This is a genomic window from Nostoc spongiaeforme FACHB-130 (assembly GCF_014698475.1).
GTDB classification, from domain to species: Bacteria; Cyanobacteriota; Cyanobacteriia; order Cyanobacteriales; family Nostocaceae; genus Nostoc_B; species Nostoc_B spongiaeforme.
This window is the reverse complement of sequence record NZ_JACJTB010000027.1, coordinates 23071-38495: the sequence shown is the minus strand read 5'-3', so window position 1 is coordinate 38495 and position 15425 is coordinate 23071. Positions and strand designations below refer to the sequence as shown.

11 protein-coding genes are annotated in these 15425 nt (G+C 41.4%); 8 read left to right on the top strand and 3 right to left on the bottom strand.

From position 1 onward, the window contains the following. Window positions 1–36: 36 nt before the first annotated feature. The 6 genes from H6G74_RS19035 to H6G74_RS19010 all read left to right on the top strand — a co-directional run bounded on the left by H6G74_RS19035 (window position 37) and on the right by H6G74_RS19010 (window position 5678). A complete protein-coding gene (locus H6G74_RS19035) occupies window positions 37–2508 on the top strand; it encodes a tetratricopeptide repeat protein (RefSeq protein ID WP_242051283.1) in 2472 nt (823 codons plus the stop codon). A 183-nt stretch (window positions 2509–2691) separates the two neighbouring features. Further along, window positions 2692–2994, top strand: a complete 303-nt coding sequence (locus H6G74_RS19030) for a hypothetical protein (protein WP_190969161.1) — start codon at window positions 2692–2694, stop codon at window positions 2992–2994. A gap of 16 nt (window positions 2995–3010) precedes the next feature. Then, window positions 3011–3373, top strand: a complete 363-nt coding sequence (locus H6G74_RS19025; protein WP_190969160.1) for a DUF4288 domain-containing protein — start codon at window positions 3011–3013, stop codon at window positions 3371–3373. A 172-nt stretch (window positions 3374–3545) separates the two neighbouring features. Further along, window positions 3546–3770, top strand: coding sequence for a hypothetical protein (locus H6G74_RS19020; protein ID WP_190969159.1), 225 nt, complete (start codon window positions 3546–3548; stop codon window positions 3768–3770). Window positions 3771–3778: 8 nt separating this feature from the next. Then, a complete protein-coding gene (locus tag H6G74_RS19015; protein WP_190969158.1) occupies window positions 3779–4198 on the top strand; it encodes a PIN domain-containing protein in 420 nt (139 codons plus the stop codon). 64 nt (window positions 4199–4262) lie between these two features. After that, a complete protein-coding gene (locus H6G74_RS19010) occupies window positions 4263–5678 on the top strand; it encodes a collagen-like protein (RefSeq protein WP_190969157.1) in 1416 nt (471 codons plus the stop codon). A 209-nt stretch (window positions 5679–5887) separates the two neighbouring features. Here the strand turns inward: H6G74_RS19010 and H6G74_RS19005 are convergent, their stop codons facing one another. The 3 genes from H6G74_RS19005 to H6G74_RS18995 all read right to left on the bottom strand — a co-directional run bounded on the left by H6G74_RS19005 (window position 5888) and on the right by H6G74_RS18995 (window position 12611). Then, a complete protein-coding gene (locus tag H6G74_RS19005; protein WP_190969156.1) occupies window positions 5888–6460 on the bottom strand; it encodes an ABC transporter permease in 573 nt (190 codons plus the stop codon). Window positions 6461–6766: 306 nt separating this feature from the next. Next, window positions 6767–11209 carry a nitric oxide synthase oxygenase gene (locus tag H6G74_RS19000; protein ID WP_190969155.1) on the bottom strand — a complete coding sequence of 1481 codons (4443 nt, stop codon included), beginning with the start codon at window positions 11207–11209 and terminating at the stop codon, window positions 6767–6769. A gap of 604 nt (window positions 11210–11813) precedes the next feature. Further along, on the bottom strand, window positions 11814–12611 hold the full coding sequence (locus H6G74_RS18995) for a PhzF family phenazine biosynthesis protein (protein ID WP_190969154.1): 798 nt from the start codon (window positions 12609–12611) through the stop codon (window positions 11814–11816). A gap of 91 nt (window positions 12612–12702) precedes the next feature. Between H6G74_RS18995 and H6G74_RS18990 the strand changes: the two genes are divergently transcribed. Then, complete coding sequence (locus H6G74_RS18990) at window positions 12703–14106, top strand: aminopeptidase P family protein (RefSeq protein WP_190969153.1); 1404 nt, start codon at window positions 12703–12705, stop codon at window positions 14104–14106. A gap of 775 nt (window positions 14107–14881) precedes the next feature. After that, window positions 14882–15295: a response regulator gene (locus H6G74_RS18985; protein WP_190969152.1), complete on the top strand. Its 414-nt coding sequence runs from the start codon at window positions 14882–14884 to the stop codon at window positions 15293–15295. Window positions 15296–15425: the final 130 nt, after the last annotated feature.

Genomic DNA, 15425 nt, shown 5'->3' with positions numbered 1-15425 from the left:
CCGGGAGTTCTCAAAGCGGGTAACTCCCCTAAAAATTTGGCTTATTGGCAAGGACGAAAAACCGAAATTGCCCAAATCCAGCAATGGTTAGCTGATGAAAATACCTGTTTAATTGGCATAGAAGGCATCGGTGGCACAGGTAAATCGATGCTGGCGGCTAAAATTTATGCTGAAATTGCTGGGTTCCCCAAGCGGTTTTGGGCTGATGTTAGTAATGGGGCAGGTTTTAGCGATTTAGCCAGAGAAGTATTAACACAATTTGGCTTTCCTGTGCCAGAACAAGAAGCGCAGTTGGTAGAAGCGTTAATCAGGTGTCTGCGTTCTGGGGAGTTTCTACTAATTATTGACAACCTGGAAAGTTTATTACAACCTGATCGACAGTGGGGAAGTTTATTTTACGGTGAGTTTTTCCAAACATGGATAGAATCTGGTGGTAATAGTAAGGTGTTAGTCACCACCAGAGAAAGACCAGAATTAAAAGGCTTTGAGTGGCTACCCTTGAAAGGTTTGCAAGTAGAGGAAGGGGTGGAACTGTTAACAGCATTGGGCATTAAAGGGAATTTAGCCGAGTTTGTGGAATTAGTAGATGGGCATCCCCTATTGTTGAGATTAGTAGCAGACTTATTAAAAGCAGAATATTCACAAGACCCGGATTTAAGCAGATTAGCAGATTTAGGCTTAGGGAATTTGCGCCAGTTGTTGACAGATCCCCAAGTGGTAGGTGTGCATCGCCGGGAAAATGTGGGGATGGTGTTGGTATTAGATGCTAGTTTTGCAAGATTGAGTGAATTACAAAAGGCGTTATTGCAGAATATTAGTGTGTATCGTGGTGCGGTTGATAGTACAGCAGCAGTAGCAGTGTTACCGGGAAATGCAGAACCAGAGATTGAGGGAGAATTGCGGAATCTGGTGAAGCGTTCTTTGTTGATAGAACAACTCAATGGTAAGCGGCGATTTGGATTTCAGCCTGTGGTGTGGGAGTATGTGCGGTATAAAGCAGGTGAACAGACAGAAGCACATCAACGAGCCATCAATTACTATCTTTTGAATGTTAAACAGAAACTTTGGCAGACAAAAGATGATATCAAAGAATATTTAGAAGTTTTTCATCACTGGTATCAGCTAGGAAATTATGACTCAGCATTTGATGTATTAAGATTTTGCGATGAATTTTTAACCTTGCGTGGTTATTACATCGACCAAGTGGAATTATATGAGCAGTTGGTAAGTAAATGGCAAGAAATTGGGGATAGAGAAAATTGGAAATATACAGCTTCTCTCACTTCATTAGGCATTGCTTACTGTTCCCTGGGAGAGTACCAACGGGCGATTGAGTTCTTCCAGCAGTCTTTGGAAATATTCAGGGAGATAGGCGATCGCAATGGCGTTGGTAATTCCTTGGGCAATTTAGGCAATGCTTACAATTTCCTGGGAGAGAACCAACGGGCGATTGAGTTCCACCAGCAGTCTTTGGAAATATTCAGGGAGATAGGCGATCGCTTTGGTGTTGGTAGATCCTTAAACAATTTAGGCAGTGCTTACTATTCCCTGGGAGAGTACCAACGAGCGATAGAGTTCCACCAGCAGTCTTTGGAAATATTCAGGGAGATAGGCGATCGCAATGGTGTTGGTAATTCCTTAAACAATTTAGGCAGTGCTTACTATTCCCTGGGAGAGTACCAACGGGCGATAGAGTTCCACCAGCAGTCTTTAGCAATATTCAGGGAGATAGGCGATCGCTTTGGTGTTGGTAGTTCCTTAATCGGTTTAGGCAATGCTTACGGTTCCCTGGGAGAGAACCAACGGGCGATTGAGTTCTACCAGCAGTCTTTGGAAATCAAAAGGGAGATAGGCGATCGCTCAGGCGTTGGTAGTTCCTTGGGCAATTTAGGCAATGCTTACTGTTCCCTGGGAGAGTACCAACGGGCGATTGAGTTCCACCAGCAGTCTTTGGAAATTAAACGGGATATAGGCGATCGCTTTGGTGTTGGTAGTTCCTTAATCGGTTTAGGCAATGCTTACTACTCCCTGGGAGAGTACCAACGGGCGATTGAGTTCTACCAGCAGTCTTTGGAAATATCTAGGGACATAGGCGATCGTAATGGTGTTGGTAGTTCCTTAATCGGTTTAGGCAATGCTTACTACTCCCTGGGAGAGTACCAACGGGCGATTGAGTTCCACCAGCAGTCTTTGGAAATTAAACGGGATATAGGCGATCTCAATGGCGTAGGTACATCCTTAATGAATTTGAGCAATGCTTATTATCGGTGTGGCAAAATTCGAGAAGCATTTGCAGTCTGGCATCAAGCCGAGTCGATTTTCCAAGAACTTCAGCTTCCTTTTGAAGCTATGCCTTATCCTCAGTGGCTAAAATCATTAATAAAATTCGCTCAACGTGGTTGGTTTCAGTTTTATTTTGTGTTTTATTTTTGGGCTGATAGCCTTTCCCTTTGCCCTTGTATGGTTGATTCTGCTACTTTTATGGCGTTTAATGCGTTCCCAGTTTAGAAGATGAAAACTGATATCTTATGACCGTGGTTTTTGGGCGTGGTTGCGGCGGTTGTGGCATTGGCTTCACTCTTGGTTTCGGTAGTAAAACAGTTTGCTATTTATGAAAAAATGATAACTTAGCTATTTCTTAACTATATGCTGCACAAATATCTACCAAAACCACTGGTTTTTCTATTAACTATGGGATGGTTGATACAACCTATTGCTGCTTACTCCCAATCTTTAACCTATAATGACAACTATGCAAGCTTATCTCAGCAATCCTTCCTAATCAGCCAATTTAGACCAGGCGATAGTTGTGAAGCAAACGACAACTTAAGCTTATTTGCTGATACTTTTATTAGTGTGTGCCGCAAAGCATCAATTAGGCGTGAGTTTCCCAGCGAGTTTTTGAAATCTTATTTAGAAGACATCAAGAACAACAAATCTGCTGTTGGTAAAAAAGCTTGGAAGTTATTGAATGATGGCAGATTCAAAAAATAACTTTGGAGAATTATTGATGAAAACTGAAAGCATAAATAAAAAAGAATTCTTCTACATAGCGATAATTCTCTACAAATCATCTTCAGACCAACCTGATTATCAACCTTTGTATCAAGAAAGCTTTGTTTTAATAAAAGCCACTTCTTTAGAAGCAGCAAAAGCTAAGGCTGTGGAGTATGGGAAGAATGAAAGCGTCAGCTATAAAAATGAAAATGGAGAAACTATTACTTGGTCTTTGCAACAAGTGGTAGATGTTAACTTGGTTTTGGATGATGACTTTGATTCTTCTGAAGATGGTGTTGATTTATATACCCGCCATTTTCGCAATTACGAAGCTTACCAATCCTTTGAACCTTTATTGTCTAACGAGGAATTGTAGGATTTTATCATTAACTGAGAATCAAAGGCACTGGGCGATCGCAATGCTGGTGAAATATATTACAAACACCTGTAGTTTCTCGTCGTGGTTTTTGGGTATGGTTGCGGCGGTAAACAAAATCCATTCACTTATAATTAGTATAAGCTGTTAATTCCCAACTTCTTAATCACCTATGCAAAAACTAGAAATCGAACTTGATCAAGAAACATTTGCAAAAATTAACCAATTGGCACAAACCTATAATTGCGAAATTTCTGACATAATCAAGGCAATGATTGATCAATTAACACAACCAGAAATTCTTAATAATTCATTTATCGGTAAATGGGGTGATGAAGCAGAATTAGTTGATGAAATGGTTGCAGATATTTTAAAACACAGGAATTATAGAGACTAAAATTAGGTGTGAGAAAATCTTTAATTGATACGGATATTTTATCAGAAATTCGCAAATTAAAAAATCCTAAAATAAATGCTAAAGCCATTGGTTACATAGGTATATGGCAACAGTACACAATTTCTGTTATTACTGTTTCCGAAATTATCAAGGGATGGAGGAGAATAAATCGTAATGACCGGATTCAAGAGTTTTTAACAGATTTATCTCAACTAGAAATCTTGCCTTTAGACCAAAGCTGTGCAGAACTTTCAGGTTTGATTCAAGCGGATTTAGAAACATCAGGACAACCAATCGGGTTAGCTGATGTCTTAATAGCTGCTACAGCGATCGCAAATAACTTAGTTTTAGTCACAGGGAATACTAAACATTATCAAAAAATTCAAGCATTAGGATACCCTTTAGTAATCGATAATTGGCGAGGATGAGGAGCAAATTCCTGTCATGCAACGTCATATTCAGTAAATATTACTAAAGTTTAGGTTTGACTCGATGTCCAACAGTCTTAGGGGTAAACTGCCACTTTTACTGACATTTTGCTTAGTTACTAGCTTGTTACCTGCATCTGGTTCGGTATTATGTCCAGCGATCGCTAGTAACAACTACATCGCTGATCGAGATTATGGCAGAAATGGGAGTAAGGGGACAAGTGGGCGATCGGGCAGAGATGGCCGCGACGGTCAAAATCAAACTATTTTTGTCGATGGTTCAGCAGTCAACCTCGATTTATCTGGTCAAGATGGTGAGGATGGCGAAGATGGCGGATATGGTTATCGCCCTGACTGCGGTTATCAACCAGAGAACAAAAATCATGATATTCACGCAGCCAATGGCGGTGCTGGTGGCGATGGTGGTAAAGGCGGAAATGGCGGAAATGGCGGTTCTGTCACGGCTTATTACACAAATTTAGCCGACTTACGCAAAATTCTTGTGCGTGCGACCCCAGGGGAAGGCGGACGCGGTGGACGTGGTGGTAATGGGACTGCTGGTTGCAATTGTCGCAGGCGCAGTTGGGAAGTGGAAACCTGCAAAGGGACTCCTGGCAGTTCTGATTACAAATGTACCAAGAAGCGTTACAGATGTTACGACGGGCGGAATGGAAGCAACGGTAGCGACGGTAGCGATGGTAATACCGGACGCTTGGGAGTGTTGAGTATTGTGAATAGTAAAGAACCCTTAGCGGCTGACACTCCTAGCATCAACTTATCAATTGCGGAATTAACTGGTAAACAATTCCCACTCTCAAAAAATAAATGGAATCTGCGTACAGGTGCAGCTTCATTACTTGCCCCTGGTTCTATAATTGCTGATGAATACCGCGAATTTGACCAGCGTTTAGAAGAGTCGTTTCAGTTGGTTTGGCAGGAAAAACAACCGAGTCAAAGTTTTAGTAATCAAGCTGTCATAGTCACTTTAAATGATAGTAAACAAGTAGAAGTGACTTTTCCTGAAGATTTGTGGGTTGATGCTAACAGTCAAAGTGAGAATAATTTGACAACTTATACTGTGAATCACGCAATTCTCAAACAAGATGTAACTCGGTTAGCGGTCGCTGAATTTACAGGTGCGGGAGAAAACCTTAACTTAAAAATTGTCGATTTAGCAGCGAAATCTGATATTCTGCAAACTAAATTTCGTGTGAAATTCCGGGCGCGAGACAACTATGGAGGTTTCTCAGACTATCAAACTGTTTATACAGGTGATGTTCCGCCTGAATTTGTCACCCGTGACTATAATCGTTTTACTTTGGCGTTAGGCAAGTTAAAAATACCAGAAAATGCCCTAAGTCCTGGTACCAATGTTGATATTGAAGTGACAGCAACACGTTCATTAGGCGAACGTTCCGCCAAGCAAACTATTAACTGGCAAAGTGCAATTCGTCAGCCTAGTACAACAAGGCAAAAGTAAAAAGGTAAAAGTAAAAAAGCAAAAGGCAAAAGAAATAATAACGATACCACAAGCTTTTTAGCAACTGCTTCTGGTCTGTTTATTTACAGCGTTTTTCATTCCAATGAGGTGCATTCATCTAGCCTTAAGCATCCTAGCCTCTAGTTTCTATCTACTTGTACTGTACTCACCCAGAAAACGCTGTACGCCGTATTGTACTAGATAAAATTTTAACTAGATTTTTTACTTTCAGAAATCATCTGTGCTAGTAGAGAACCCATGAAATCTAAAAATTGATCTAATAAAGTGCCGATAATACCAATGTAGAGTAATACCTGAATCATGCTATTAGTATTACCTGCTTTGTAACTTTCCCAGAGAATAAAACCTAATCCTCTGGGGCCAATTAGCATTTCTATGGCTATAACTGTAAACCACGCTACCCAAATACCAACTTTCAATGAATGAAATACATGAAATATAGCAGCCCGAAAGTTATTATTTTGTCTGCGAAAATGTTGTAAACCGATAGCCACATTAATGATAACTGTCCAAAATGTGGCAAGAAATATCACCATTACTGATGCAGGTTCACTATCTTGAAACAAGATGAGTGCAATTGGCAGTAAGGCTAAAGGCGGAATGCTATGTGGTATCTGAAATATCCTTCTAAAAATCTGATAAACTGTAACATTTATGCCAATAAAATATCCAACGAAACTGCCGAAAATAGCAGCAGGAATGTAACCTACAAATAGTTTTTGTAAGCTGGCTAAAAAGTCTAAAAATAAAGTTTGTTCCATGCCTCAGTTTTTATTTGGAACGTCTATATATTACTGTGGCAATTAATAAAAAACAGTCAATAGATAACTCATGAGAATGGAAAGAATTCAGAAGTCAGAAGTCAGAATTTAATAACAAGAACATTTTTTGGAGCATGAATTCCTAAAATTTACTTTACCAGAGAATAAAAATAGACTCACAAAAATAAATAAAATCTCAATAATTCGTGAAGAACAAGATCCCCGACTTCTTTAAGAATTCGGGGATCTGAATATCTAACTAATTTTTTACAAAATTTCAACAGCAAGTCATCGAGTCATGATGTCTCAAAGATGATAGGCGACCGACGGTTGCGCCATCTCTGGAACTGGTGTAGAGTCATCTGCTGATTGATTAACTCGATTCAGCCATCTTTCGGCTTTGGAGTAGTTATCTTTCTGCACTTGTTTGATGGCTTGTTTGTAGTTGAGAGTTACGCCCCAAACATCAGAGACGAAGCGTTTTTCCTGTTTCATTTTGTCAAAGAACTGGATAGCTTCTAACAGTGATAAACCACCTTCAGCATTAGCGATCGCTAACATGACTTCATAAACATCATCAGCCATTTTGGCATCACCGCACACATAATAATGGCATTTTGGATGACTCAGCAGTTGCCAGATTTCTTTGGGTTTGCGCTGCATCAAATTTTGGACGTAGACTTTCTCATCGCCCTGGCGAGAAAATGCCACGTTTAATTCCGACAGCACGCCCTGACTATACCATGTCTGCAATTGCTCTTGATAAAGAAAGTCCTGGTGATTGCGACAACCAAAGTATAAAGTTGCATCAGCTAGGGTTTTTCCTTGCCGCGCCAAGGCTTCTCTGTATTGTAAGAAGCCAATTAAAGGTGAAACTCCTGTACCTGGCCCAACCATCAACATCATCGCTTCTGGGTCACTGGGTGGACGGAAACTGGAGGTACGCACATCAATTCGTACTTTGGTTCCTGGTTGCAGTCCAGCGAGGTAATTAGAACATAGTCCCTGACGGACTTTGCCTGCATCGGTTTTAATTTGCAACACCCCGACGGTGATTTGAATTTGTTGGGGATGCAATAACGGACAGGAGGAAATGGAGTATAGACGTGGTTTTTGTTTTGGTAACAATTCCAGTAAGGCGGCGAGGGTAATGTTCGCGCCGGGAAATTCATCGAATAAATCAGCCACGCTCATGTAATTGTCGGTGATGTTTTTGGTGAGCGCAATGCTGTCGGGATGGTCTTCACCTTGGCGGAGAATTTCTAACCAAGTTTCCAGGCGTTGTTTTTCTGTGTGGTTTGAGGTGGCGGAATGTAAATATGCCAATAAATCGTTGAATGGTTCCCGCACAGCTAAATCTAGTTCTTCTGATAAGACATGACCAACGGTTGTGGGTACGGCAATGGGTGGTTGATCTTCGGTTTCCTGACCATCGGTGGTGACGTAACTCGCACTAAAGTAGGTGTCGGGTGTCAAATTCAAGCGATCGCAAATTCGCTGTACTAATTCTGGGGGATTATTGGGATATACTGCCACATGATCACCTGTTTCATATTTCAGGTGAGTGTTAGCAATATCAAAACTAATAAATCGAGTGGAACGGCTTCCGGGAATAACTTCTTGCAGCAGTTCTTGATTAGCAATTACAGGTACTTCTATCCCCCGTTCGCTACTTTCTGCCACAGCCAAGTTTTCTGCGGCGTTACTAGTTAAGAATTTTACCTGTAATTGGGGTGCGTTGACGGTCGTCCCATCAGCCGCAGTTGCATCTTCACCCAAGACGCGGCTAATTAATCTCAGCCATTGTTTGAAGGTATCAGCTTGGCCTTTGATTTCGTCGGCTTTATGCAGAGGCACAATACAGTTAGCACCGGAACGCGCCAAGGCTTTATCCACAGCAATTCCCGCCGCACAAAACTGTTCATAAACCGTGCTACCCAGTCCCAAGACGGAATAATTTAAACTCATCAATGAACCGGGGGGTTGCTTTCTCAACCAGTGTAAGAATTGTTTACCGTTTGCTGGCATTTCCCCGTTGCCAAAGGTGGAAGTGACAATCAACACCAGTTTTTCGGAACTTAAATGAGTTTTGTCGTATTCATCCAGCGCCATCACCTTGGGACGGTAACGATTTAATTGTCTTGCGGCTGTCCGGGCAAAACCTTCAGCGGTGCCGGTTTCTGAGGCATACAAAATCAAAATCCGGTCTTCTTTGCTGTCGTCTTCTTCCAGAGATGTGGTGAATTTTTCTAAGTCAATGCCATCTTCCACTGCCCAGCGATCGGCAGCGTGGTGATAAGCTGGTTCTAAATAAAAGTCCCGTGTTTGGTGATGCCATACCGGACAAACACTCCCGCCTGCAGGGGGCAGCACCCAACCCCATTCCGATGGACATTCTCTACCTGCTTTCTTTTCGCGTAAATCATGGGTGAGGTATTGGCGTGAGGCAGATTGGTGGTCTACCATTGTCACCTTAGCTTTTTGGAAAGAATGCAGGATGGCGATATTTAATTCTAAGGCGACGCGATCGCGCCATAAGGTATGCTCAGAACTGGTATCTAATTTCAGGATTTGGGCGATGTCTTCGAGTTTGTTATAACGCCCTTCTTCTAAGAAGTCACGCATCAGTTCTGTACCCATATACCAGCCATTAAAGGGTACACAAGCGTAACTAATACCACCGATATCCATGCGGAAATTACTGATGGCGGGAATTGCATACCAACGCAAACCCAAGGATTTGAACTCAGCAATGGTGGGGTGTTCAATATCGATTTCTAAAATTTCTTCTTTGGGGAACTCATACAGCTTCGGCTCCATTCCCGGCACTTCAATGACTATCGGTAAAATATCGTAGGGTGTGCGCGGTTCGGGGGGTTGCCAACCTAATTTTATGATGGTGTTGGTTAAATCTAAGTTAGCGCGATCGCCCATCACACTACCATCTGGTTGTTCGTAGGCGGCGTAACGTAATAATTGCGAATTCCACAGCCGCGGCCCCCAGCGTTCTTTGGGGAGTTTGGGACGAAATGCGGTCATAATCACTTGAACATTACCGCCATTGGTTCCTAAGCGCAAATGTTCGACTAATTCTTTGAACATTTCATCAGGTTCGGTCACATGGCGACAATCACGCACCACCATGTTATTCCACTGAATCCGACCAATACATTTAGACGCATTCCGCCAAGCTAACTGTGCGCCATAAGCTAATTCTTCGTAGGTATGATTATAAGTACGGGTAGCTTTGATTTCGGCTTGAATTTCTGCCCAACGTCGCGCTTGATGTTCTGGTTCCCAACCTTGTTCACTAGCAATTACTTGGAGGAATTGCTTGGCTTTTTTCAGTAACCGCTCTTCATTCAGCTTGGGCAATTTCATCACATTGGTGACGCGATTAAACAATGTCTGCCATGCCCTTCGTAATTCTGGAGTAAAATTCGGCACATATTTTTCAAACAAGACAAACATCGTGTCAGAAATGGCAGAATAAGCACAAGATGGCACGCCGACACTGCCGTGAATTTGTCCTAATAATCGTAGTTCTAGCAACAGTTCATCCGTGCTTTCACTCCGCAAGCAACGCATGAGAAAGTCTAAAGATTGGAACAGGTGCAGTGAGAGATAATCAATATCGGCTCTGCCGAAAATTGGCAACACAAAGGGATATTTTTCAAATAAATTTTGATAAAATACCATCCCCATTTCTTGTTTGTTTTGGCTAAATACCTGCCAAGTATCTGCCATTTCCTTGAGTAATTCTGGTGGTAAGGCATCTTCGTAGTAACGCACTGCCTCTACCATCGGCACAATAATATTACTATTGAAAAATTTGTACAGCGCCGAGTTAACACCTTTCGCTAAATCTTGGCGGTCATATTCTTCTAGGTAAGGAATTGAAGGTAACATCCACATCCACACTTGTCGAGCTTTTACCCAGTGGTGGGGACGCATCCCAATATCCGCAAACAAAGCCCCATAATCTTCGACGGTATCAAAGTCATCGCCTGTTTCGTAAGGTACACCTGTCAGGGGTTCGGAAATGATATTTTGGGTGTATGGCTGGAGTTGGTGAATACAGTAGTCAAATAACTCATAAAAGTAATCTGTCATACTGTCGATCGCTTCCCCAAAAATATGTTCTAATTCTGGTTCTTCTAACAACAGCCGCTTCAAGAACTTTTCCATTTGCAGTTCTTTCCAAGCCCGCAGTTTATTCCAGACATCTTTGACAATTACTTCTTCTTGGGTTGTCAGGGGAAGAGGTTCAGGAATTTCAACTTCTTTGTCGATGGTTGCGGTTGGTTTGAGTTGAAAACGTGAATGAATTGGCTGATTAGCTAACAGTTTGATTGTGTTGCTACCTGCTTCACCAACAGTCTGGGTGATTCTGGCTTTGAGGGTTAAGTGGGGTGCGAGACTCCAGGTAGTAATCGGAAATTCTAGTTCAATGGAGTTGTGTCCATGCAGAAAATCCTGCGCCGCAAAGGTAACTGTCCCAGCATCTTGCCAAGGTTGGGTCATATCGCCTTGACGGTAACACAACGTAAGAGCGATCGCGCAGTCTTTATAATTAGTGAAATTCACTAACCAGCTTGGCTGCATCCGCGAAAACAAATCTTTGGATAATATTTCTTGTCCTTGCTCCGAGAGAATTTGTACACGACATTTATATTTAAAATCTCTACCTGCGGGAAAATCGGCGGCTGATATTTCTGTTAAATGAATGAGTTGTTGAGTGTAATCCATATTTAAAAATTACTGGGATAAATAGTTAAGTTTGACTTACACAGTGATACCGTTTCACTTTAAGTTTGATACAAATAGACCGCAGGGGAGCAGGGAGCAGGGGGCAAGGGTAAAGAATAAAAAACCCATGAATTTGTATCATTTTTTCGTGAAATGGTATGAAATCACAAATTAATGGTTTAGCAAGGGTATTAGGAGCGTGTTTAGGTGAACAATCATCACACTCCGACATCCCAAAAATACCAGTCTCAACCGATTAACTTTGTGTGTAAGTTTGATTTGGTTACAAACTACTCTTGATAAGCCAAAAAAGCCAAATTTTACAAAATAGAATTCAGGAGTCAGCCAACAAGAAATCAGAAAAGATTAGAGTTTGCTCAATCAGTTGTGTAGAAAACCTCTAAATAATTGACTCTGATTCTATGACTCTTATTTCTGGATACCTTTTCAACAGGTATTTACACATATATACTTACTCATATTTCTTTAAATTTGCATTAACTAAGTTAAAAGTTACGTGCTAGATGATACTAGAACTAGCATTATACAATTTTTAAGTGTAAATCACTACAAACTTGTCGCTAAATGTTACTTTTTATGGTCATTAACTCAAAAGTTCTCCTTGTAGGATAGTAACTGCTTGACCAGAAAGGAGGACGCGATCGCCGCCGTCATAATACAATTTAACTACACCACCGCGCTGGGATGCTTGATAAGCCAAGAATGTATTTTTACCCAAGCGATCGCGCCAAAAGGGGGCTAAACAGCAATGAGCGGCTCCCGTAACTGGGTCTTCATCAATGCCCAAAGCTGGGGCAAAAAACCGAGACAAAAAATCATATTCTGAGCCTGGATGAGCTTTGCTCGTGACAACCACACCATCTACAGGGAAAGTTTTCAAAAGTTGAAAATTCGGCTGCATTTGCCGTACTACATCTTCTGAAGCTACTTCTACGAGATAACCGAGAGAATTTTGGTAAACGGCTTGATAATTTACACCTAAAGCTGTACCGAGTTCCGGTGGTGCATTAGTTACTTGTGAGTGATTAACGGGAAAATTCAGTTCAATCCATTCATTTTGGCGCTTGGCAATCAATAACCCACTTTTGGTATGAAATCTCGCCACCTCGTCACTAGCTAAATGTCCTTGCGACCACAACACATGGGCGCTGGCTAAAGTTGCATGACCACAAAGCGGCACTTCTACAGCTGGCGTAAACCAACGCAGATTAAAGCCATCATCCTGTTTCACCAAAAAAGCCGTTTCTGACAAATTCATTTCCTGTGCTACCTGCTGCATCCAGTCAGTGTCTTTTGGTGCAGGCAAAACACAAACAGCCGCAGGATTTCCCGCAAAAGGTTTATCGGTAAAAGCATCAACCTGAGTAATGATTTGTCCCATGAACTTACTCTAGAATATGAAAGCAATATATATCTACGAGAGTACATTAAAGATTTACGCAACTTCTCTACGTCACTTTGCGTTTGAAATTATGCAAATTCACCATATCTCCCACACCCTAAGCGATACTTTACGCCACAGACGGCAAAAACTAGCTCAATTAATTGATTTCCCGGTAATTCTCTGGTCAGGTAGCAGCAGCCCCCGCAACTTTCGAGCGAATACCTATCCATTCCGCGCCAGTAGCCATTTCTTGTATTTTGCTGGCTTACCTCTACACAACGCTGCCATTCGTCTAGAAGCAGGCAAACTAGAGTTATTCATTGATGATCCCGAACCCGGTAGCGCCTTATGGCATGGCGAAACACCCAAACGCGAAGAAATTGCCGCCAAAATTGGTGCAGATACGGCGAGAACCTTATCTGAGTTGAAACATCGTGGTCATGGTGCAGCCTCAATTCCTGTGCAGAATTATCGCACCAGCCTTGTACAGTCCCAAATTCTACATAGAGAAATTTCTTCACCTTATGATTTGGAGGGATTGGATTTAGAGTTAGCCAAAGCAATTGTCAGTTTACGCCTTACTCACGATGAGGAAGCCTTAGCTGAATTACGTAAAGCTGCAACTGTCAGTGTGGCTGCACACAAAGCAGGTATGGTAGCCACCCCTAAAGCAAAACAAGAAGCAGAAGTCCGGGCGGCAATGGAAGGGGTAATTATTGCCCAAAATATGACCACTTCTTACAACAGTATTGTGACCGTTCACGGTGAAGTTTTGCATAATGAGGCATATCATCACCCACTGCAACCAGGTGATTTACTTTTGGCTGATGTGGGTGCAGAAACCGAAATGGGTTGGGCGGCTGATATTACTAGAACTTGGCCTGTGTCTGGTAAATTTTCCGCCACGCAACGAGATATATATAATGTTGTCTTAGCAGCTCATGATGCTTGCATTGCCAAAATTCGCCCTGGCGTAGAGTATCGAGATATTCATTTATTAGCCGCAACGGTGATTGCTGAAGGGTTAGTTGATTTAGGCATTTTACAAGGCAACCCCCAAGATTTAGTCGAATTAGATGCCCATGCCTTGTTTTTCCCGCATGGAATTGGGCATTTACTCGGTTTAGATGTGCATGATATGGAAGACTTGGGAGATTTAGCGGGATATGAAGATGATAGAACCAGGAGCGATCGCTTTGGCTTAAGTTACCTGCGTCTTAATCGTCCCCTACGTCCGGGAATGTTAGTCACAATTGAACCAGGATTTTATCAAGTCCCCGCAATTTTAAATGATTCCCAAAATCGCACTAAATATCAAAACATCATCAATTGGGAGCGTTTAGAAAAATTTTCTGATGTCCGGGGTATCCGCATCGAAGATGATGTTTTAGTTACCGCCGATGGCAGTGAAATTTTAACAGCCGCCTTACCAAATGATGCTGATACCATAGAAGCTTTAGTAAACAACCTTGATGAAGAGGCTAGAGGCTAGGAATAAAAAATATCCCATCTTCTGGGGACAAGGGAGACAAGGGAGATAGATTTTATATTCCGCTACCTATGATATTCAGAGGCTATTTAAGTAGGTTGTGTTACGGCTCTGCAAGGATTTCAGAACTTAAGAGTGTGAAGATTAGCCATAACACACAGGTGCATCCACTTTCGGCAAATAGCCCTGCGCTAAGGCGCACGCTACGCGAACAGACTGAAGTCTGGGGCTATACAAACTAAACCCGCCTGCACGGGTTTTGAGATAGTCCGCGTAGGCGGACTTGGTTTGTGTAGCTGCGATTTCCAATCGCCCGGTGTTTCTTCCAAAAGTGGATGCTCCCTAACACACCATTTTTCTTGGTGTGTTCAGAGTTGCTATATATTCTAGAAATCCACTCTGCTCATTCTATGATTTTAGAATGTAAAAAATAAATCTATTTGAGAATATTGTGGTATTATCTTATCTCTTTTTGAGAAGTTAAGCCTTGAGCCATAATGTACTGTCACTCTCTAAATACAGATTTTTATAATTATGGTGCTTACAATTAAGTGAATAATTTTAAACTTTCTACGTGCAGCCTGCATCTATATACTATAAATATTAGTTACAGCAACTAACTTGATACTTAGAATATCAATTCTCCATATTTTTTACCAGATACAAAACCCGAAATTGGTATTTCATCATTAATATCTGTCAAATTTGGATAATTTGGATTGAGCTTTTTTAGTTCAAAAATCAATATTTATTATTTATTTATTAATATAATTTGATTATGAGCCAAAAAATCAACAATAAAAATTCCCATATTCTTGTCTGTGATGATTGTCATGTCACTTGTTTTTTACTAGAAACAATTTTAGAAACAAATGGTTATCAAGTTACTACAGTCTTGTGTGGAGAAGAAGCATTGCAAAAAATAGCATTTCAAAAATTTGATTTGCTTTTACTAGATGTCACAATGTCAGGAATGGATGGTTACGAAGTTGCCTACCGCATCCAACAAAATCACATTTGTAAGTGTTTACCGATTTTGTTGCTGAGTGGCTACGAAGAAGACACCATCAAAAAGAAGTGCCAAGCCAAAGTAGCAGGTATTATCCGCAAGCCAGTTGATATGAATGTCTTGTTAGCAGATGTGAAACAAGCTTTACAATCATGTCACTGTGACCAAATTAGTGTTGCTTAACTCAGCTTTGCCAAACCTCTAAAATCATAATTTATACACAAAATACGGTTTACCACCCCAAACCCAGTAGGTATCCAGTTGCTCAACTCGGAGTGAAAACTACTAAGCTGGTAGATAGCACGTTAAAACT

Excerpts from the sequence above, each read along its gene's own strand:
- H6G74_RS19000 (WP_190969155.1), bottom strand. The coding sequence starts at position 11,209 with ATGGATTACACTCAACAACTCATTCATTTAACAGAAATATCAGCCGCC.
- H6G74_RS19020 (WP_190969159.1), top strand. The coding sequence starts at position 3,546 with ATGCAAAAACTAGAAATCGAACTTGATCAAGAAACATTTGCAAAAATT.
- H6G74_RS19010 (WP_190969157.1), top strand. The coding sequence starts at position 4,263 with ATGTCCAACAGTCTTAGGGGTAAACTGCCACTTTTACTGACATTTTGC.
- H6G74_RS19025 (WP_190969160.1), top strand. The coding sequence starts at position 3,011 with ATGAAAACTGAAAGCATAAATAAAAAAGAATTCTTCTACATAGCGATA.
- H6G74_RS19030 (WP_190969161.1), top strand. The coding sequence starts at position 2,692 with ATGGGATGGTTGATACAACCTATTGCTGCTTACTCCCAATCTTTAACC.
- H6G74_RS18995 (WP_190969154.1), bottom strand. The coding sequence starts at position 12,611 with ATGGGACAAATCATTACTCAGGTTGATGCTTTTACCGATAAACCTTTT.
- H6G74_RS18985 (WP_190969152.1), top strand. The coding sequence starts at position 14,882 with ATGAGCCAAAAAATCAACAATAAAAATTCCCATATTCTTGTCTGTGAT.
- H6G74_RS19005 (WP_190969156.1), bottom strand. The coding sequence starts at position 6,460 with ATGGAACAAACTTTATTTTTAGACTTTTTAGCCAGCTTACAAAAACTA.
- H6G74_RS18990 (WP_190969153.1), top strand. The coding sequence starts at position 12,703 with ATGCAAATTCACCATATCTCCCACACCCTAAGCGATACTTTACGCCAC.